Origin of the sequence: Neogemmobacter tilapiae (genome assembly GCF_014652215.1) — a bacterium.
In the GTDB taxonomy this organism is placed as follows: Bacteria; Pseudomonadota; Alphaproteobacteria; order Rhodobacterales; family Rhodobacteraceae; genus Neogemmobacter; species Neogemmobacter tilapiae.
Map to the genome: position 1 here is coordinate 55,587 of NZ_BMYJ01000013.1, position 19,603 is coordinate 75,189.

General features: G+C 62.5%; 18 protein-coding genes. 13 read left to right on the forward strand and 5 right to left on the reverse strand.

The annotated features are described in order from the left end of the window. Positions 1-99 precede the first annotated feature (99 nt). From IE095_RS16760 to IE095_RS16770, 3 genes are all read left to right on the forward strand, one after another. Complete coding sequence (locus IE095_RS16760) at positions 100-2,316, forward strand: adenosylcobalamin-dependent ribonucleoside-diphosphate reductase (RefSeq protein WP_189413194.1); 2,217 nt, start codon at positions 100-102, stop codon at positions 2,314-2,316. 90 nt (positions 2,317-2,406) lie between these two features. Further along, positions 2,407-3,864 (forward strand): aldehyde dehydrogenase family protein, encoded by a 1,458-nt coding sequence (locus IE095_RS16765; RefSeq protein ID WP_189413196.1) that lies wholly within the window; start codon positions 2,407-2,409, stop codon positions 3,862-3,864. Continuing rightward, positions 3,861-4,580 (forward strand): metallophosphoesterase family protein, encoded by a 720-nt coding sequence (locus IE095_RS16770; protein WP_189413198.1) that lies wholly within the window; start codon positions 3,861-3,863, stop codon positions 4,578-4,580. Before IE095_RS16765 ends, IE095_RS16770 begins: the two co-directional genes overlap by 4 nt. 51 nt (positions 4,581-4,631) lie before the next feature. On the opposite strand, the gene IE095_RS16775 is transcribed toward IE095_RS16770, so the two are convergent. Then, positions 4,632-5,576: an L-threonylcarbamoyladenylate synthase gene (locus IE095_RS16775; RefSeq protein ID WP_189413200.1), complete on the reverse strand. Its 945-nt coding sequence runs from the start codon at positions 5,574-5,576 to the stop codon at positions 4,632-4,634. Between the two features lie 95 nt (positions 5,577-5,671). On the opposite strand from IE095_RS16775, the gene IE095_RS16780 reads away from it, so the two are divergent. The 5 genes from IE095_RS16780 to IE095_RS16800 all read left to right on the forward strand — a co-directional run bounded on the left by IE095_RS16780 (position 5,672) and on the right by IE095_RS16800 (position 8,253). Continuing rightward, the gene (locus tag IE095_RS16780; RefSeq protein ID WP_189413202.1) at positions 5,672-6,151 is read left to right on the forward strand and encodes a DUF6173 family protein; all 480 of its coding nucleotides are present in this window, start codon (positions 5,672-5,674) and stop codon (positions 6,149-6,151) included. A gap of 58 nt (positions 6,152-6,209) precedes the next feature. After that, positions 6,210-6,344, forward strand: coding sequence for an aa3-type cytochrome c oxidase subunit IV (locus IE095_RS16785; RefSeq protein WP_189413203.1), 135 nt, complete (start codon positions 6,210-6,212; stop codon positions 6,342-6,344). An 8-nt stretch (positions 6,345-6,352) separates the two neighbouring features. Continuing rightward, complete coding sequence (locus tag IE095_RS16790; RefSeq protein WP_189413204.1) at positions 6,353-6,970, forward strand: hypothetical protein; 618 nt, start codon at positions 6,353-6,355, stop codon at positions 6,968-6,970. A gap of 69 nt (positions 6,971-7,039) precedes the next feature. Continuing rightward, complete coding sequence (gene mobA / locus IE095_RS16795) at positions 7,040-7,606, forward strand: molybdenum cofactor guanylyltransferase MobA (RefSeq protein WP_268247731.1); 567 nt, start codon at positions 7,040-7,042, stop codon at positions 7,604-7,606. Next, entirely contained in the window at positions 7,603-8,253 is a 651-nt protein-coding gene (locus tag IE095_RS16800; protein WP_373295419.1) for a GNAT family N-acetyltransferase, read from the forward strand. The genes mobA and IE095_RS16800 overlap by 4 nt, the downstream gene beginning before the upstream one ends. Before the next feature lies 1 nt (position 8,254). Here IE095_RS16800 and IE095_RS16805 read toward each other — a convergent pair whose 3' ends face one another. Together IE095_RS16805 and greA are read right to left on the reverse strand one after the other, a co-directional pair. Next, positions 8,255-9,160 carry a hypothetical protein gene (locus tag IE095_RS16805; RefSeq protein WP_189413205.1) on the reverse strand — a complete coding sequence of 302 codons (906 nt, stop codon included), beginning with the start codon at positions 9,158-9,160 and terminating at the stop codon, positions 8,255-8,257. Positions 9,161-9,182: 22 nt separating this feature from the next. Then, positions 9,183-9,653, reverse strand: coding sequence for a transcription elongation factor GreA (gene greA, locus IE095_RS16810; RefSeq protein WP_189413206.1), 471 nt, complete (start codon positions 9,651-9,653; stop codon positions 9,183-9,185). A 231-nt stretch (positions 9,654-9,884) separates the two neighbouring features. Between greA and IE095_RS16815 the strand changes: the two genes are divergently transcribed. From IE095_RS16815 to IE095_RS16835, 5 genes are all read left to right on the forward strand, one after another. Continuing rightward, positions 9,885-11,531 (forward strand): electron transfer flavoprotein-ubiquinone oxidoreductase, encoded by a 1,647-nt coding sequence (locus IE095_RS16815; protein ID WP_189413207.1) that lies wholly within the window; start codon positions 9,885-9,887, stop codon positions 11,529-11,531. Positions 11,532-11,617: 86 nt separating this feature from the next. Continuing rightward, positions 11,618-13,342: a tetratricopeptide repeat protein gene (locus tag IE095_RS16820; RefSeq protein WP_189413208.1), complete on the forward strand. Its 1,725-nt coding sequence runs from the start codon at positions 11,618-11,620 to the stop codon at positions 13,340-13,342. Then, positions 13,332-14,192, forward strand: coding sequence for a 4-(cytidine 5'-diphospho)-2-C-methyl-D-erythritol kinase (locus IE095_RS16825; RefSeq protein WP_189413209.1), 861 nt, complete (start codon positions 13,332-13,334; stop codon positions 14,190-14,192). Before IE095_RS16820 ends, IE095_RS16825 begins: the two co-directional genes overlap by 11 nt. A gap of 220 nt (positions 14,193-14,412) precedes the next feature. After that, entirely contained in the window at positions 14,413-15,591 is a 1,179-nt protein-coding gene (locus IE095_RS16830) for an aminotransferase class I/II-fold pyridoxal phosphate-dependent enzyme (RefSeq protein ID WP_189413210.1), read from the forward strand. A gap of 62 nt (positions 15,592-15,653) precedes the next feature. Further along, a complete protein-coding gene (locus IE095_RS16835) occupies positions 15,654-18,656 on the forward strand; it encodes a DNA translocase FtsK (RefSeq protein WP_189413212.1) in 3,003 nt (1,000 codons plus the stop codon). Here the strand turns inward: IE095_RS16835 and IE095_RS16840 are convergent, their stop codons facing one another. Further along, positions 18,657-19,049, reverse strand: coding sequence for a hypothetical protein (locus IE095_RS16840; RefSeq protein WP_189413214.1), 393 nt, complete (start codon positions 19,047-19,049; stop codon positions 18,657-18,659). Further along, positions 19,021-19,551, reverse strand: a complete 531-nt coding sequence (locus IE095_RS16845; RefSeq protein ID WP_189413215.1) for a Panacea domain-containing protein — start codon at positions 19,549-19,551, stop codon at positions 19,021-19,023. Before IE095_RS16845 ends, IE095_RS16840 begins: the two co-directional genes overlap by 29 nt. Positions 19,552-19,603 lie beyond the last annotated feature (52 nt).

Consider the following 19,603-nt stretch of genomic DNA (forward strand, 5'->3'; position numbering starts at 1 on the left):
GCGAACATAGCGGGCCGATGGCCGAGGGCAAGACTTGCCCGACTGCGCCAAGAGGCCTATCTTGGGCGTCCCGCCCAGCCAGCCCCGAAGGATTGTGTGATGTCCCGTTTTGCCGCGCCGATTGCCGAACAGATTTGGGACATGAAGTACCGGCTGAAGGATGCCGAGGGACGGCCTTTGGATGCGACGCTGGAGGAGACTTGGCAGCGGATCGCCAAGGCGCTTGCGGCGGTGGAGGCAGAGCCTGCGGTTTGGGAGCCGCGTTTTCAGGCGGCCTTGCAGGATTTCCGCTTTCTGCCCGCCGGGCGGGTGACGGCGGGGGCGGGGACGGAGCGTTCGGTGACGCTGTTCAACTGCTTTGTGATGGGCACGGTGCCCGACAATATGGGCGGCATTTTCGAAAATTTGAAAGAGGCGGCCCTGACGATGCAGCAGGGCGGCGGCATCGGTTATGATTTTTCGACGATCCGGCCCAAGGGGGCGGTGGTAAAAGGCGTGGCGGCAGATGCAAGCGGGCCTTTGTCGTTCATGGATGTGTGGGATTCGATGTGCCGGACGATCATGTCGGCGGGCAGCCGTCGTGGGGCGATGATGGCGACGCTGCGCTGTGATCACCCGGACATTGAGGCCTTCATTGACGCGAAGAAAGACGCGAACCGGCTGAGGATGTTCAATCTGTCGGTGCTGGTGACGGATGCTTTCATGGCGGCGGTCAAGGACAACGGGCCTTGGGATCTGCGGTTTGGGGGCCAAGTCTACCGGACGCTGGCGGCGCGGGATCTGTGGAACAAGATCATGCGGTCCACCTATGAGGTGGCGGAACCGGGTGTGATTTTCATCGACCGTATCAACCGGATGAACAACCTGTGGTATGCTGAGACGATCAGCGCCACAAATCCATGTGGTGAGCAGCCCCTGCCCCCCTATGGCGCTTGCCTGCTGGGGTCGATCAATCTGGCGCGGCTGGTAAACGATCCTTTCGGCCCCAAGGCGGCGTTGGATAGGCAGGCCTTGGACGATCTGACGCGGACCGCTGTGCGGATGATGGACAATGTGGTGGATGCGTCCCGTTTCCCCCTGCCCCAGCAAGAGGCTGAGGCCAAGGCCAAGCGGCGGATTGGGTTGGGCGTCACGGGGCTGGCGGATGCGCTGTTGATGACGGGCCTGCGTTATGGCTCGGATGAGGCGGCCAAGCAGACCGAAGTCTGGCTGCACGCGATGGCGCGGGCGGCCTATCTGGCGTCGGTTGATCTGGCGCGGGAAAAGGGGGCGTTTCCGCTGTTTGAGGCGGAGCCGTTCTTAGCCTCGGGCAATATGGCCGGGATGGACGAGGATGTGCGGGAAGCGATCCGCCAGCATGGCATTCGCAATGCTTTGCTGACCTCGATCGCGCCGACCGGGACGATCAGCCTTTATGCGGGGAATGTGTCTTCGGGGATCGAGCCGGTCTTTGCCTATGCCTATACGCGCAAGGTGCTGCAAAAGGACGGGTCGCGGACGGAGGAAGAGGTGGTGGATTACGCGGTGCAGATGTGGCGCGATCTGAAGGGGGATGCGCCCCTGCCCGCGCATTTCGTGAATGCGCAGACCCTGCCGCCCTTGGACCATGTGAAGATGCAGGCGGCGGCGCAGAAATGGGTGGATTCTTCGATTTCCAAGACGATCAACTGCCCGGAAGACATCAGCTTTGACGATTTCAAGGATGTCTATATGGCCGCCTGGGATATGGGTTGCAAAGGCTGCACCACCTATCGGCCCAATGCGGTGACGGGGTCGGTTCTGTCGGTGGAAGCGCCGAAGGAACAGGATCTGTCGCAACCTTTGGACCGGCCGCAAGCCTTGGAAGGACAGACCTATAAGGTGAAATGGCCGGGCAGCGAACATGCGCTGTATATTACCTTGAACGATATCATCACCGACGGGCGGCGGCAGCCGTTTGAGGTGTTCATCAATTCCAAGAACATGGAGCATTTCGCCTGGACGGTCGGCCTGACGCGGATGATTTCGGCGGTATTCCGGCGGGGGGGCGATGTGTCCTTTGTGGTAGAAGAGCTGAAAGCCGTCTTTGACCCGCGCGGGGGGGCGTGGATGGAGGGACGGTATATCCCTTCCATTTTGGCCGCGATTGGCGGGGTGATCGAACAGCATCTGATCCATATCGGTTTCATTCCGGGCGAGGGTCTGGGTCTGAAATCCGACCCGAAAGCGCTAGCGCCCAAGCCGGGGCAAGCCTGTGAAAACTGCGGGAGCCATGATCTGCGGATGGTCGAAGGCTGCATGACCTGTGGGTCGTGCGGGTTTTCGAAATGTGGATAGCGTCGCGGATTTGATCAAACCCTGACGCAAACAGGCTGGACGGGGCTGGGCTCTGGTGGCAGGCTTTGGGCCAAACCAATGGGGGCCGCGATGATTGAAAAGCGTCAGTTCTATATCAACGGGGCCTGGGTCAACCCGGCCAGCCAGCGCGATTGCGATGTGATTGATCCCTCCACCGAAGAGGTCTGCGCGGTGATCTCGCTGGGTGATCAGGCGGATACCGATGCCGCGGTTGCGGCGGCCAAGGCGGCCTTTCCAGGCTGGGCCACGACCGCGCCCGAGGTGCGGGCGGGCTATGTTCGGGGGATTCTGGCGCAGTTTGAAAAGCGTGCCGATGAAATGGCCGCGGCGATCAGTCTGGAAATGGGCGCACCGATTGACATGGCGCTGAGTGATCAGGCGGCTTGCCTGCCCTGGCATCTGAAGAATTTCCTGACCGCCTTTGAGCATATGGAATGGGTGCGGCCGCTTGGCCCCCATGCGCCGAACGACCGGATTGCGATGGAGCCGATTGGCGTGGTGGGGCTGATCACGCCTTGGAACTGGCCGATGAACCAAGTGACGCTGAAGGTGATTCCGGCGATGTTGGCGGGCTGCACCTGCGTTCTGAAACCATCGGAAGAATCGCCGCTGTCGTCCTTGCTGTTCGCCGAATTCTGCCATGATGCCGGGGTTCCGGCGGGGGTGTTCAATCTGGTCAACGGTGATGGTCCGGGTGTGGGCAGCCAGCTTTCGGCGCATCCCGATGTGGAAATGATCAGCTTTACCGGATCGACGCGGGCCGGGCGGGCAATTTCGGCCACGGCGGCGCAGACCTTGAAGCGGGTGACGCTGGAGCTGGGCGGCAAAGGGGCGAACCTGATTTTCGCCGATGCCGATGCCAAGGCGGTGGAGCGGGGGGTGCGTCATATGATGAACAACTCGGGCCAGTCCTGCAACGCCCCCAGCCGGATGCTGGTGGAACGCGCCGTCTATGATCAGGCGGTGGAAAAGGCGGCGGAACTGGCGAGTGCCATCAAGGTGGGACCCGCGTCAGAACCCGGTCGGCATATCGGGCCGGTGGTGAACAAGCGGCAGTGGGATCAGATTCAGGGCTATATTCAAAAAGGCATCAGCGAAGGGGCGCGGCTGGTGGCGGGCGGTCTGGGCCTGCCCGAGGGGCTGAACAAAGGCTTTTACGTGCGGCCGACGGTCTTTGCCGATGTGACGCCGGGCATGACGATTGAGCGCGAGGAAATCTTTGGTCCGGTCCTGTCGATCATCCCCTTTGACACCGAGGAAGAGGCGGTTCGCATTGCGAATGATACGCCCTATGGGCTGACCAATTATGTCCAGTCGCAGGACGGCGCGCGGCGGAACCGTCTGGCGCGGGCCTTGCGGTCGGGGATGGTGGAAATGAACGGCAAATCGCGGGGGGCGGGATCGCCCTTTGGCGGGATCAAGGCCAGCGGTCGGGCACGGGAAGGCGGGCATTGGGGGATTGAGGAATTCCTTGAGGCGAAGGCCATTTCGGGCTGGGATTCGGCGCAGGACATCGCCGCCGAATGAGGGTCGCGGCGCTTGCCGATATCCACGGCAATGCCGATGCTTTGCGCGCCGTGATGGCGGATCTGGCGGGGTTTGCGCCGGATCTGGTGGTGAACCTTGGGGATTGCCTGTCGGGGCCGTGTTTCGCGGGGGAAACGGCGGATCTTTTGGTGGCAACGGGCTGGCCGACGGTGCGGGGCAACCATGACCGTTGGTTGGTGGAAGGGCCGGGGGAATGGGAGCACTATGCGCTGCCGGAACTGACGCCCATGCATCTGAACTGGGTGGCAACCTTGCCCGCGACTTTGGTGGTCGAGGAACTGTTTCTGTGCCACGCCTGCCCGCAGGATGATCTGACCTATTGGCTGCATGGGGTGGCGGACGGGGCGCTGACGCAGGCCCCTTTGGCACGGGTCGCAGCGCGGGCCGAGGGGTTGGGGCAGTCGTTGTTGCTTTGCGGGCATAGCCATGTGGCGCAGGCGGTGCGGCTGCCGGATGGGCGGCTGGTGGTGAACCCGGGGGCGGTGGGCTGTCCGGGTTATGAGGATGACCACGCGCCGATGCACCGGGTTCAGGCGGGGACGCCCCATGCGCGCTATGCCTTGCTTGACCGCAAGGGTGCGGATTGGTCGGTGACGTTTCGGATGGTGCCCTATGACACGGGGCGCGTGGTGGCGCGGGCGCGGGCATTGGGGGCGCAGGACTGGGCGAATGTGTTGGGGACGGGGTGGTTATAGGATGGGCCATTGGCCCATCTTTGGCTTTGGGCGATGGGCAGATTGCTCATCCTACCGGGGGGCGGCAGCCCTTTGCAGGCGGTCGTTGATGGCGAGCCCCAGCCCGTCGCGGGGCACGGGTGCAAAGGCGATCTGACCGCCCGGCCCGGCCAAGGCATCGGCCTTTCGCAGCATGTCGAACAGGTTGCAGGCGGCATCGGTCAGGCTTCCCACGACAGAGAGGTTCAGATCGGCCCCGGCGCATTTCGGCCCAAACCCGACCCATATGGCCCCCTTGGGCCGTTCCGTGGCATTCAACACCACGCCTGCGCCCGGCGCATAGTGTGAGGCCAATTGCCCCGGCGCGGTGATGCCTTCGCCAGCTGTCGCCAGCTTTTGGCCTAGAACGCCCTCAATCTCCTCTACCCCGATGCCGCCGGGGCGCAGCAGGCGGGGCGGGCCGTCGGCCAGTCCGATGATGGTGGATTCGACGCCCACGGTGCAGGCCCCGCCATCCAGAACGGCAGCGATCCGGCCCGAGAGACCGTCCAGCACATGGGTCGCTGTGGTGGATGAAACCCGCCCCGAGGGGTTGGCGGAAGGGGCGGCCAAGGGGCCGTCGAAAGCGGTTAGCAGAGCCTGCGCCAAGCGATGCGCCGGTTGGCGAAGGGCGACGCTGGGCAGGCCCGCCGTGACCAAAGGCGAAAGGCCCGCGCCATCGTGCAAGGGCAGGACCAGCGTCAAAGGCCCCGGCCAGAAGGCGGCCATCAGGGCGCGAGCCTGATCGGAAACATGCGCATAAAGCGCGGCCTGATCGGTCTTGGCCAAATGCACGATCAGCGGGTTGAACGATGGCCGCCCCTTGGCGGTATAGATCGCGGCCACGGCCTGATCCGAGCGCGCATCGCCTGCCAGACCATAGACCGTCTCGGTCGGGATCGCCACAAGCGCGCCCTGCGACAACAGGGCGGCCGCGCGGGCGATGCCCTTGGCATCTGGCGAAAGAACCTCTGTCATCCATCCCATCCTTCAACAAAACCGCCTTATCCGCCATGACGCCCTTTGCCAAGCCGCCGCCCCTGCCCCATATTGATAGGAAAGGAGATTTCGCCATGAACACCGTCGACGCCCTTGAGGCCAGCGCGCTGCCCTGTGCGGGGGCCGTTCATGCCGATGATTGCGCGCCCGCAACGGTGGAAAGCGAGCCATTGCCCGCCGCTGTCGCCCGCGTTCCGGTCGAGGAAAAGGGGCCGGCCCGTTGGGCCTATGAGCGGTTGATCCTGTATATCCGCAACTTTGAAAAACAGCTGAACCCCGATCAAGAGGTGGCGATGGGCTTTACCGGGGGTGAGGCGGGGGTGCTGCGGATTGAAGGGCTGGGCTATTTTGACCCGGATATCGTCACCTTTTACGGCGAGGATGACAGCGGGCTGCGGACGCAGTTGATCCAGCATGTCAGCCAGTTGAACGTCATCCTGCGCGCCCTGCCGCGCGCGAGCGATGCCGAACCGGCGCGGCGGATCGGATTTCAGCTGTCGCGCCAGTTCGACAAGGGCGCGGACAGTGCGACAGAAGGGGCCGGACCCCCGTGACAGGCGGTGATTCTTGCTTTATGGCCGATGGCAAGCACGTTGACGGGAGAGTGACGACATGGCCGAACACAAGCATGGCAGCATGGATATCCGCGACCACGAGAAAACCTTTGCGGGTTTCCTTCGGTTGGTCACTTGGGGTGCGGGCATCAGCATCGGCATCGTGATCTTCATGGCCCTGGCCAACGCCTGAGTTTCCCGATGCGCATTTTCCGCCTGATCGCTGGCCTTTCGCTGGCCCTTTTTGTCGCCGCCTGCGGGGGGGCTGACAACAAATTCGCGCCCGAAGATCAGGTTCAGGCGGCGCGCTATGTGCATGATGGGCCAACGGCGATCACGCTTTACACCGTGCTGCGCAAGTCGAACGGGTCGGGGGCGCATTCGGGGCTTTTGATCAATGCCAGCGAAAGGGTCATGTTCGATCCGGCGGGCAGTTTCTATCACCCGAACCTGCCCGAACGGCATGATGTGCATTTCGGCATGTCGCCGAAGGTGGTGGATTTCTACATCGACTATCATGCGCGTGAGACGTTTGATGTGGTGGAACAGACGGTTGTGGTACCGCCGGGCGTGGCGCAGCTGATCTATCAGCGGGCGCTGGCGAATGGGGCGACGCCCAAGGCGATGTGCGCGAACCATATCAGCGCGATCCTGTCGGGGGTTCCTGGCTTTGAATCGATCAAGCAGACCTGGGGTCCGCGGACGCTGATGCAGGACTTTGACAAGATTCCGGGCGTGCAAAAGCGGGTGATCACCGATGATGACGCCGACAAGAACCACGGGGTGTTGATCCGGCAATCGGCGGAAGACATCCGCTAGGGCGAAGCCTTTGCAGAAACGTCACATTCGGCTAGGCTGACCCAAGGGTCAGGCAAAAGGAACCGCATCTTGGGCACATGTTGCGGCCTTGTTCTGGCCGGGGGCGAAGGCCGCCGGATGGGCGGTGCCGACAAGGCCCTGCTGCCCTTGGGCGGAAAACCCCTGCTGGATCATGTTCTGGGCCGTCTTGCCCCACAGGTGGATCTTGTCGCGATTTCCGCCAATGGCGCGGCGGGGCGTTTTGCAGCGTGGGGCCTGCCGGTTCTGGCGGATGAACAGGTGATGGGGCCTTTGGCAGGGGTTCTGGCGGGGCTGCGTTGGGCCGCGCAAAAGGGGGGCGAAAGCCTGCTGACGGTGGCGGTGGACAGCCCGTTCTTTCCCGGCGATCTGGCGGTGCGCCTGGGGGCGGCCCCGGCGATGGCCGCCTGGCAGGGGCGTTTGCATCCGACCTTTGCGGTTTGGCCCGTGACCCTTGCGCCGCTTTTGGCCGAGGAATTGGCCCAAGGCCATGCGCGGCTGCGGGATTTTGCGGCGCTGACCGGGGCACGGGTTGTCGATTTCGGGGCAAGGGGCGAGGATCCGTTCCGCAACCTGAACAGCCCGGCCGATCTGGCCGAGGCGGAGGGGTTGCTTTGAGCCCATCATTCACCATCCTGACCGGCCTGCCTACCGAATTGCGCAGCGAAGCGGTGTCAATCTATTGGCAGGCTTTTGGTGGCAAGCTGGGCCGCGTGTTGGGGCCGGAAGATCGCGCGACGGTTTTTCTGCAAGAAACGATGAGCGCGCGGAACTGTCTGGTGGCTGTGTCACCCGAAGGGGTTTTGTTGGGTATCGCGGGTTTCAAGACGGCACAGGGGGCCTTTACCGGCGGCAGTCCGGCGTTGTTGCGGCGGGTTTATGGGCGCTGGGGCGCGCTTTGGCGGCAGGGCGTGTTGCGGCTTTTGGAAAGCGACACCGACAATCGCCGCTTTCTGGTGGACGGCATCTGCGTGCGGCGCGAACAGCGGGGGCTGGGCGTCGGCACGGCGCTGCTGGAGGGGCTTTGCGCCGAGGCGCGGCAGCGTGGCTATGCCGCGATCCGGCTGGATGTGGTCGATACCAACTGGCGCGCAAGGGCGCTGTATGAACGGCAGGGGTTTCTGGCGGTGGGGGATACGCCCATCGGCTGGCTGCGGCATGTCTTCGGCTTTGCCGCCGCCACTACGATGGTGAAGCCGCTGGACACAAAGGCCGATGCGCCGCCGCGCGGGCAAGCGATCCGCCCGGTCGAAGCCGCCGAATAGCCTAGTCGAAGGTTCCCGACACCCGCCCGATCAGCATGAAAGCCCGCGCCGAGCGGCTGTGGGCCAAGGCTTCCATTTCGCCATCCACCGCCTCGGGTTCAAAGGCCGCCAGGGTTTTATCAAAGGTGCGCAGGAAATGGTGACAGGCATCGCGAAAGACGGGGTCTTCTTTCATCCGCTTGCCCACTTGGTGCAGCGCCTCTTCGTCATGGATCCCACCCAAGGCCGCAACAGGCTGGCCCCGTTCACCCGCAGCGAAGCGGCGCCAGATGGGGGCGGGCGCGGTGATGGGGGTCAGATCATCCATATAGATGCCTTCCTGCGACAGCAGGGTCAGCACATCCTGCGCCGCGCGGATCATCTTGGCTGTGCGGGGATCGTCCAGCGCCAAACGCAATGCCCGGAAACCGTCCTTGTCTTCCGGTCCTTCGGGGAAATCGAGGGCCTTGATGAAATCTTCGACCGACATCGCCGGGCGCAAGGGTTCGGCCGACATGCCCAAGGCGAGTGAGGGTTGTTCTTCGGCCTGCGCCACAGGTTTGCGTTCCACCGTCTCGCGCCGCGCAGGCTCGACCGGACGCCGTTCGCCGCTGCCAACAACCCGCGCCACGCCCTGCTGCGCCTGCATCGCGCGCAAAGCATCCAGCGCAGAGCGCAAGGCATCCGCCTCGTCCCGCAACTGGCGCACCTGCCGCAAGCCTGTGAGGACCGCCAGAATCAGCGCGAGTGGCCCGAGTGCGGCCAAAAGCAGGGTTCCGATGCCACCGCCCCAACCCGACCAGACCACGCTGATCAGCCAGACCAGCCCGCCCAGCGCCGCCAAAAGCTCGGCCCAGGCCAAGCCATCGACCGCGCCCTGGCCTTTGGGCCGACCCAGACCTGAAAACCGTTCCCGCAGATCGGGCATACCCCCGCGCCCCCGCCTCGGTTCAGATGAATTTCACGCTGAGAATTTCATAGCTGCGCTGGCCGCCCGGCGAGTTGAATTCGACCGAGTCGCCTTCTTCCTTGCCAATCAAGGCCCGCGCCAAGGGGGAACGCATGTTCAAAAGGCCGCGTTCAATGTCGGCCTCGACCTCACCCACAATCTGATAGGTCTTTTCCTCGTCGCTGTCCTCATCGACCAGCCGCACCGTCGCGCCGAACTTGATCGCGCCGGAAAATTTCGACGGGTCAATCACCTCGGCCAGCGACAGGATCGCCTCTAGTTCCTTGATCCGGCCCTCGATAAAGCTCTGTTTTTCGCGCGCCGAATGGTATTCGGCGTTTTCCGAAAGATCGCCCAGTTCACGCGCCTCGGCAATGGCGCGGATCACCGACGGGCGTTCCACCGATTTCAGCATCTTCAGCTCTTCATCCAGCGCGGTGAAACCCGCCCGGGTCATCGGGATCTTTTCCATGGACCTACATCTGCAAAAACAAGGTCACGGCCCTTTCGGGGCCATGACCTTTGCCTCATCCGTTCCTAACCTGCCCCGAAGCCCCACAGGATTGCAAGGGGCATCGCTGGGCCTATGGTCCGCGTCGGCAAAGACGTGACGTTTCAGCACCCCAAAGCGCCGCGTTCGGATTGACCCCGGCTTTTTCCCTGCGATAACCGGGTTTGATCAGCCACGCAAAGGACAGCCAGGATGACCGGGATCACACGCGAAGCGATGGAATATGACGTGGTCATCGTGGGGGGCGGTCCGGCGGGGCTTTCGGCGGCGATCCGGTTGAAGCAGTTGGATGCTGATCTTTCGGTCGTGCTGCTGGAAAAAGGGTCCGAGGTTGGGGCGCATATCCTGTCGGGCGCGGTGCTGGACCCGGTGGGTCTGGACAAGCTGATCCCCGATTGGCGGGAAAAGGGTGCGCCGATCAAGACCGAAGTGACGCAGGACAACTTCTATCTGCTGGGACCGGCGGGGCAAATCCGCATTCCAAATTTCCCGATGCCGCCCTTGATGAACAACCACGGCAATTACATCGTCAGCATGGCGAATGTCTGCCGCTGGATGGCGTCACAGGCCGAGGCTTTGGGGGTTGAGATTTTCCCCGGAATGGCCTGTTCGGAACTGGTGATGGACGGCGACCGGGTGGCGGGCGTCGTGGCGGGTGAATTCGGGCGCGATCCAGCAACGGGGGAACCGGGGCCGAATTACGAGCCGGGGATGGAGCTGCGGGGGAAATATGTCTTCCTTGCGGAAGGGGTTCGGGGTTCGCTGACGAAACAGGTGATTGCCCGCTATAAACTGGACGCCGACGCCCAGCCGCAGAAATACGGTCTCGGGATGAAAGAGATCTGGGAGATTGACCCGGCCAAGCATCGTCTTGGGACGGTGACCCATACGATGGGCTGGCCCTTGGGCAGCAATGCGGGGGGCGGGTCGTTCATCTATCATCTGGAAAACAATCAGGTTTATGTGGGCTTTGTCGTCCACCTGAACTATGAAAACCCCCACCTTTACCCCTATATGGAATTCCAGCGGTTCAAGCATCATCCGATGGTGGCCGAGTTGCTGAAAGGCGGTAAGCGCATTGCCTACGGCGCGCGGGCGATTACCGAGGGCGGCTGGCAGTCGATGCCCAAACTGGTGGCCCCCGGTGTGGCGCTGCTGGGCTGTGCGGCGGGGATGGTGAACGTGCCGCGGATCAAGGGCAACCACAATGCGATGCTGTCGGGCATGGATGCCGCCGAGGCGGCCTTTGTGGCGATCAAAGCGGGGCGCGCTGGCGATGAACTGGCGGATTACGAAACGCTGGTGCGCACGGGGCCGATTGCCGCCGATCTGAAAAAGGTGCGGAACGTGAAACCCTTGTGGTCGCGTTTCGGGCTTGTCGCCTCGCTGTTGGGCGGTGGGATCGACATGTGGGCCAACACCTTTGGCTTGACCGTTTTTGGCACGCTGAAACATGGCAAGACCGACGCGGCGGCAACGGGTAAAGCCCGCGACTTCGCCCCCATCGACTATCCCAAACCCGATGGCGTGCTGTCGTTCGACCGTCTGACCAACGTCGCCTATTCGGCCACCAACCACAACGAAGACCAACCCGCCCATCTGAAGCTGCGCGATGCCTCGATCCCTATTGCGGTAAACCTGCCCGAATATGCCGAACCCGCGCAGCGATACTGCCCGGCGGGGGTTTACGAGGTGGTGACCGAAGGCGGTCAGCCGCGCTTTCAGATCAATTTCCAGAACTGCGTGCATTGCAAGACCTGCGACATCAAGGATCCGTCGCAGAACATCGTCTGGACGGTGCCCCAAGGCGGCGATGGGCCGAATTACCCGAATATGTAGGCTGACTTTTGCGCGAGTGGGCCCCAGCCCGCATTGCCCTTGCCGTTGCAGGCCGTTAGTTTTGGTCGATGGGTAGGGAGTATCCGATGAAGGCATTGCTGCGTTCCACCGCGCTGGGGTTGCTTCTGGCACTGAATCTGTCGCCGGTCGCGGCGCAAGACACTGTGCCCGAGGATGGCCTGAATGCCGGGGCCTATCTGGCCGCCCGCACGGCTGGCACGGCCCGCGCCTTTGATCAGGCGGCGCGCTGGTATGAAACCGCGCTACAAGCCGACCCGGAAAATCCGCTGCTGCAAGAAGGCACGATCCTGTCGATGCTGGCCGCCGACCAGACCGAGGGGGCCATCGAAAAATCTAAGGCCTTGGGCGACAAGGCCCTGTCGCATCAGGTGGCGCTGATTGCGCTTTTGGCCGATCAGGCGCAGCGCGAAGATTACGAGGCGATCATTGCCGCTGCCGATGCGGGGCATGATCTGGCCCCGCTGCTGGACGATCTGACGGTCGGCTGGGCGCATCTGGGCGCAGGGCGGATGTCGGATGCCCAAGCGGCTTTTGACACACTGGCGCAACGCCCCGAAGCGCGGGTTTTTGCAGAGTTTCACAAGGCCTTGGCCTTGGCCTCGGTCGGCGATTTTGAAGGGGCCGAGGCGATCTATGCCGGGCCTGCGGGCGAGAATATCGAAGGTCTGCGCCGGGCGGTTTTGGCGCGTGTCCAGGGTCTGAGCCAATTGGAACGCAACCCCGAAGCTGTGGCCATTCTGGACCGGGTTTTCGTGCCCGGACAAGACCCCGAAATCGCGGTGCTGCGCGCGCGGCTGGAGGCGGGGGAGCCGGTTCCCTTTGATGTGGTGAGCAATGCGCGGGACGGTATCGCCGAGGTTTTCTTTACGCTTGCCGTCGCGCTGAATGGCGAAGTTGAGGACACTTCAACGCTGGTTCACGCAAGGATCGCGGCTTGGCTGCGGCCGGATCATACCGAGGCCCAGTTGCTGGCCGCGGGTCTTTTGAACCGGCTGGAACAGCCGGAACTGGCGATTGCCACCTATGCCCGTGTTTCGCCGGATGATCCGGCTTTTCATGTGGCCGAAGTGGGTCGGGCCCAGGCCTTGCTGGAAACCGAGCAAACCGAGGCCGCGATTGAGGTTCTGAAAGCCTTGGCCCGCAGCCATGGGCAAATCGTGGGTGTCCAGCAGGAACTGGGCACGCTGCTGCGCCGGGAAGAGCGCCATGAAGAGGCGGTGGTCGCCTATGATGCGGCGATCAAACTGCTGGGGGATGCGCCCAAAAGCACCGATTGGGATCTGTTCTTTGCGCGGGGCATCTGCCACGAACGGCAAAAGCGTTGGGAGTTGGCCGAAGCCGATTTCCGCAAAGCCTTGGAACTTTCGCCGAACCGGCCCGAGGTGCTGAATTATCTGGGCTATTCGCTGCTGGAAATGAACACCCGTCTGGACGAAGCGATGGGGCTGATCGAACAGGCCGTCGCGGCGCAGCCCGATGCGGGCTATATCGTCGACAGTCTGGCCTGGGGCTATTACCGGCTGGGCCGCTATCAGGATGCGCTCGAACCGATGGAACGGGCATCGTTGCTGGAACCGGTGGATCCTGTGGTGACCGACCATCTTGGCGATGTCTATTGGGCGGTCGGGCGGCAGCTTGAGGCGCGGTTCCAATGGCGCCGGGCGCTGTCCTTTGAGCCTGAGGAAAAGGACGCAGCCCGTATCCGCCGGAAGCTGGAGGTCGGCCTGGATGCCGTGCTGGCCGAAGAAGGGGCCAAGCCGATTGCCGAACAGACGGCGAATGGAAACTAAGGCTTTTCGGGAATTTGCCCCAGCGAAGATCAATCTTTGCCTGCATGTGACGGGGCAAAGGGCCGATGGCTATCACCTGCTGGATTCGCTGGTGGTCTTTGCCCGCGATGCCGGGGATTGGATCAATGTCGAACCCGGGGACAATTTGTCGCTGACCGTGACCGGCCCGCGCGGGGCGGGGCTTTCGGCGGGGGATGACAATCTGGTGCTGCGCGCCGCTCGCCGTTTTGCCAGCCCAAAGGGGGCGCGGATCACGCTGGAAAAACATCTGCCCACCGCGTCAGGCATCGGGGGCGGATCATCGGATGCCGCCGCGACCTTGCGCGCCCTGTCGCGATTGTGGGCCATGCCGCTGCCCGAGGTTGCGGATGTTCTGAAACTGGGGGCCGATGTTCCGGTCTGCCTGAACCCCTCGGCGCTGCGGATGCAGGGGGTGGGCGAAGGGTTGACCGCCGTCAACCTGCCCCCTGTCTGGGCCGTTCTGGCCAATCCCGGCGTCGCCATCCCGACGCCGCAAGTCTTTGCGAAACTGACACAAAAGGCCAATGCGCCCCTGCCCGATACTCTGCCGCCGCTGCCTGACGCGGCGGCGCTGGCGCAATTCCTGGCCGCCACCCGCAACGATCTGCAAGCGCCCGCCATCGCGCTGGCACCTGTCATCGCCGAGGCGCTGCAAGCCCTTGCGGCCCAGCCCAAGGCGTTGATTGCACGGATGTCGGGATCAGGGGCCACCTGCTTTGGGCTTTTCCCAGACCCATCCGCCGCGACGGCGGCGGCCAAACAGCTTTCCCAAAGCCACCCCGATTGGTGGATTGCGCCCACACTTTTGGCCCCTCCTTCTCTTGTTTAAAAATATCCTCGGGGGTGTGGGGGCCGAAAGTCCCCACCGGGCCTTGTGGGGCTCGATGCCCCGCAAGGCCCGTCCCTCGTGCCAAGCGATGCACAAGGGCGGAAATGCCACAATTTCGCCATCCATCCCCCTGACCCGGCGGGGTTTTTCTGGACGCCGCTCGCCCGGCCCGTTATCTTTCCCGTGAACGGGGCGACATGACCCCGACAACGAGGCAGACATGGCATTTCCTGAGCGGTTCTCGAACCTGCCAGATTACGCATTTCCGCGCCTGCGGAAATTGCTGGACGGGCGCGCGCCCGGTGGCGAGGTCATTCAGATGACCATCGGTGAGCCACGCCATGCCCAGCCGGGTTTCGTCGGGCGCATTTTGCAAGAAAACCTTGCGGGTTTCGGGGTTTACCCGCCGAATGACGGCACGCCGGAACTGCTGGCGGCGATCAGCGCTTGGGTCAAACGCCGCTATGGCGTCACCCTGACCGAAGATCGTCTGATGGTGCTGAACGGCACGCGCGAGGGTCTGTTCAACGCCTGTATCGCGCTTTGCCCGGAACAAAAACGCGGGCAAAAGCCTGTCGTTCTGATGCCGAACCCGTTCTATCAGGTCTATGCCGTCGCCGCCCTGACCGTGGGCGCGGAACCCGTCTATGTGCCCGCCACGGCGGCCAGCGGACATCTGCCAGACTATGCCAGCCTTTCCCCGGACGTGCTGGACCGAGTGACTGTCGCCTATATCTGTTCCCCCGCCAACCCGCAGGGGGCGGTGGCCAGTCGGGAATACTGGCGCGATTTGCTGACGCTGGCGGAACGCCACGATTTTCAGATTTTCGCCGACGAATGCTATTCCGAAATCTGGCGGGCCGCCCCGCCGCCCGGCATTCTGGAGGTCGCCGCAGAAATGGGGGCCGATCCCGAACGGGTGGTCGCCTTCCATTCGCTGTCGAAACGGTCGAACCTGCCCGGCCTGCGTTCGGGCTTTGTGGCCGCCGGGCCGCAAAGCATGTTACGCCTGCGCCAGTTGCGCGCCTTTGCGGGTGCCCCCCTGCCCCTGCCCTTGCAAAAGGTGGCCGAGGCGGCCTGGGCGGATGAGGATCATGTGACCCAAAGCCGCGCGCTTTATCAGGAAAAATTCGCGCTGGCCGATCAGATTTTCGGCGGGATGCAGGGCTGGCAGAACCCCGAAGGCGGGTTTTTTCTGTGGCTGCCCGTGGATGATGGTGAGGCCGCGACGATCAAACTGTGGGATGAGACGGGGGTCAAGGTTTTGCCCGGCGGCTATCTGTCGCGGGATGCGGGCGGGACCAATCCCGGCAAGGGTTATATCCGGGTCGCCTTGGTCGCCCCAAAAGACGAAACAGAACGGGGTCTGACCAGACTTCGGAAGTGCCTTTACGGCTAAGATTTGGCTTTACCAGTAACATTTGGCGTTAAGACCAGAAGACAAGAAGGAAGAACAAGGGCATGGCGAGCTTTCAGGCAAGGCACCGCGAACCGATGGTGAACCCGGAAACCCAAGCGGTTCTGGAACGCAAGGGCAAGGAATTGCTGGGCGTTCTGCTGGTCATTTTTGCCTTTTGTTTCGCGCTGGCGCTGGTCAGCTATTCGCCGGAAGATCCGGGTTGGATGGTGGTGTCGGATACCCCCGCACAAAACTGGCTGGGACGCTTTGGCGCGGGCCTTGCCTCGACCCTGATGATCATTCTGGGGAAGGGGGCCTGGACCCTGCCGCTGATCGCCTTGGCCTGGGGCGTGCGGTTCATCACCCATCGCGGTGAGGAACGGGCTGTGGGGCGGCTGGTCTTTGCGGTGTTTGCCATTGCGCTCGCCTCGGTCTTTGCCTCGACCCATACGCCTGCGTCGGACTGGACCCATTCCTTTGGGCTGGGTGGCCTGTTTGGCGATACGATCCTGGGGGCGATTGTCGGCTTTCTGCCTTTTGGCATGGATTTCTCGATCAAGCTGTTGTCGCTGCTTTCGGGCCTTGCGATGCTGGCCTTGCTGGCCTTTGTCTGCGGTTTCATCCGCGTTGAAATGCAGGCCATCACGCGGTTCCTGCTGGTCGGTACGATCATGAGCTATGCGCAGGTCATGGCGCTGGCGGGCAAGGGCGCCGAAGGGGCGGCCCGTGCGGCGCAAGGTGTGCAGGCGCGTCGGGCGGAACGCCGGGCGGCTTTGCCCGAGATTGAGGCCTATGAACCCCGGCCGGAACCGCTGGTGACGCCGGATCAGATGGAGCCTGCGCCGCTGACAACACGCCGCACCCCGGTTTTGCGCGGCGAAATGCGGATGCCCGAGGTTGAGGCCCCGCGCGAAAAGCTGGGGCTTCTGGCGCGGGTGCAGAACCTGACGCGCCGCGCGCCGGAGCCCGAGTTGATCGAACCGGAACTGCCGCCGCAGGCGGATAGGGCCTGGATGCCCAGCGAAGACCGGATCAAGGCCCGTATCTCCGACGCGATCCGCGCGAAAACTGGGCGGATGCCGGTCGAAGAAATGCAGTCGCTGACGCCCTTGCAGGCCGCCTTGGCACGGCGGGAGCCGTCGATGACCCGGCGCGGGCCGGTGGTGCTGATTGCCTCCAAAACCCCGCCAATGGCCGCCCTGCCACCGGAACCGCCGGTGACGGCGCGGCAAGCGCAGCCGCTTTGGGAAGAGCCCTTGGTCGAGGATGACGTCTGGGCCGATGAACAGCCGGTGGAATACCCGGAACACACGCTGCAAGCCGATCATTTCGATGCGGGCGAGGTGGATTGGGAAGAACTGGCCGAGGAGGAAGACGAAGCCATCGTTTGGGACGATGCCCGCGAGTTGGTCAACGAATTGGCCCCTGCGCCGATGCGCCCGACGGTGCATGACCGCAAGAATGTGGTGTTGCAGACGATGCCGAGACCGGCGGTTTTGTCGCGTAAGGCCATCGCCGAAAGCCAACCGCGCCTGCGTTTCGAAGAAGCGGAAAGCGACTATGAACTGCCACCGCTGTCGCTGCTGTCGAACCCGTCGCTGGTGCAACGGCACAGCCTCTCGAATGATGCACTGGAAGAAAACGCGCGGATGCTGGAAAACGTGCTGGATGACTATGGGGTGAAGGGCGAGATCGTTTCGGTCCGTCCCGGCCCGGTCGTCACCATGTATGAACTGGAACCGGCACCGGGTCTGAAAGCGTCGCGTGTCATTGGTCTGGCCGATGACATTGCGCGGTCCATGTCGGCCCTTTCGGCGCGGGTTTCGACCGTTCCGGGCCGCACGGTGATTGGCATCGAACTGCCGAATGCTGTGCGGGAAAAGGTGGTGCTGCGGGAAATCCTTTCGGCGCGGGACTTTGGCGATAGCGCCATGCGTCTGCCACTCGCCTTGGGCAAGGATATTGGCGGCGAGCCGATCATTGCCAACCTTGCCAAGATGCCCCACCTGCTGATCGCGGGGACGACGGGTTCAGGTAAATCGGTGGCGATCAACACGATGATCCTGTCGCTGCTGTACAAGCTGACGCCCGAAGAATGCCGGTTGATCATGATCGACCCCAAGATGCTGGAACTGTCGGTCTATGATGGCATTCCGCATCTGTTGTCGCCCGTTGTGACCGACCCCAAGAAAGCCGTCATCGCCCTGAAATGGGTCGTGGGGGAAATGGAAGAACGCTATCGCAAGATGTCGAAAATGGGCGTTCGCAACATCGAAGGCTACAACGGCCGGGTGAAAGAAGCCCTGTCCAAGGGCGAGATGTTCAAGCGGACGATCCAGACCGGTTTTGATGAAGACACGGGGGAACCCGTGTTCGAGACCGAAGAATTCGCGCCAGTGTCGATCCCCTATATCGTGGTGGTGGTCGATGAAATGGCCGACCTGATGATGGTGGCGGGCAAGGAAATCGAGGCCTGCATCCAGCGTCTGGCGCAGATGGCGCGGGCCAGCGGAATCCACCTTATCATGGCAACGCAGCGGCCTTCGGTCGATGTCATCACCGGGACGATCAAGGCGAACTTCCCCACCCGGATTTCGTTTCAGGTGACGAGCAAAATCGACAGCCGGACGATTTTGGGCGAACAGGGGGCCGAACAACTGCTGGGCATGGGCGACATGCTTTACATGGCCGGCGGGGGCCGCGTCAGTCGGATCCACGGGCCTTTCGTTTCGGATGAAGAGGTCGAAGAGGTGGTGAACCACCTGAAGAGCTTTGGTCCGCCGTCCTATATGTCGGGCGTGGTCGAAGGGCCGGATGACGAAAAGGCCGACGATATTGATCTGGTGCTGGGTCTGGGGTCGGGCGAAAGCAGCGATGATCAGCTTTACGATCAGGCGGTCGCCATCGTCGCCAAGGATCGGAAATGTTCGACCAGCTATATCCAGCGGAAACTGGGCATCGGCTATAACAAGGCCGCGCGTCTGGTGGAACAGATGGAAGATCAGGGCGTCGTGACCCCGGCAAACCATGTGGGCAAACGCGAGATTTTGGTGGCAGAGCGCTGATCAACCAAGAAGACTGCGAAGCTTAACCTTGTCGGCCGCGCGGATGTAGGGCGCGGCCTCAAGGTGCGCAAGGATTTGCGATCGGTGCTTGTCATGCAAAAAACCCAAAGGATTTCTGCGGTTTTTCATAGCCTCTTCCAGTTCGTATTCATCCCAAACCAACAGGCCGCATTCGACATGGCTGTCATGGTCAAGCCAAGGGTTGTCCGCTTTCAGAACGGCCACGCAAGGGCGGAACCTGTCGGCGGTATTGATCCGAAGAAACCAGCCTTCTTCCCAGCACAGGCAAACCAACATCTTGGGTTTCGGCGGGGTTGTCGAACGGTCAAAGGCCCAGATAACCTGAAACAACCCCAACATCGCGTCAAAGCCGAACGTATCGCGCCGTTTCACGGATGAACTGAACCACCTCGGCCTTGCTTGGCCCAGGGTCAATCATGTCTTCGTACAACATCTCGCCACCATTGGCTGCTTGCCAATCCGCGCCGTGAGTCACAGCGGTGCGTTCGCCGAAATCCATTGCAACGGATTTGGCAAATGCCATCGCAAGATGTTCGCGTTCGCTGTCGGCCAGTTGGTCCAGATGCGCCTCTCCGTTCGCAATCCTGCGAATCCTACGACCTTCTAAGGTCCAAGGAAGGTCATCGCGGCCAATCTCCCAAAGGCGCAGAGGCTCGCCCTTGATCAGTTCGTAGATTTCCAACGGCACAGGGCCATATTTCATCGCCTTGTAGGTCGCGCCAAAGATCGGCTGCTGATAGGTGTTCAAATGGGAACGATCCGCAAAATAGCAGGCCTTCAGCGCCGCATGGAGATCCAGCGGATTCTTTTGGGAAACCATAAAGTCTATGGCCTGAAGGGCCTTGATTGCGGCAAAGCGATAGCGTGCGTTCATAAATCAAATATAGGCATCATGACGGTCTACCGCAAGGAAAACGCCCGCGACG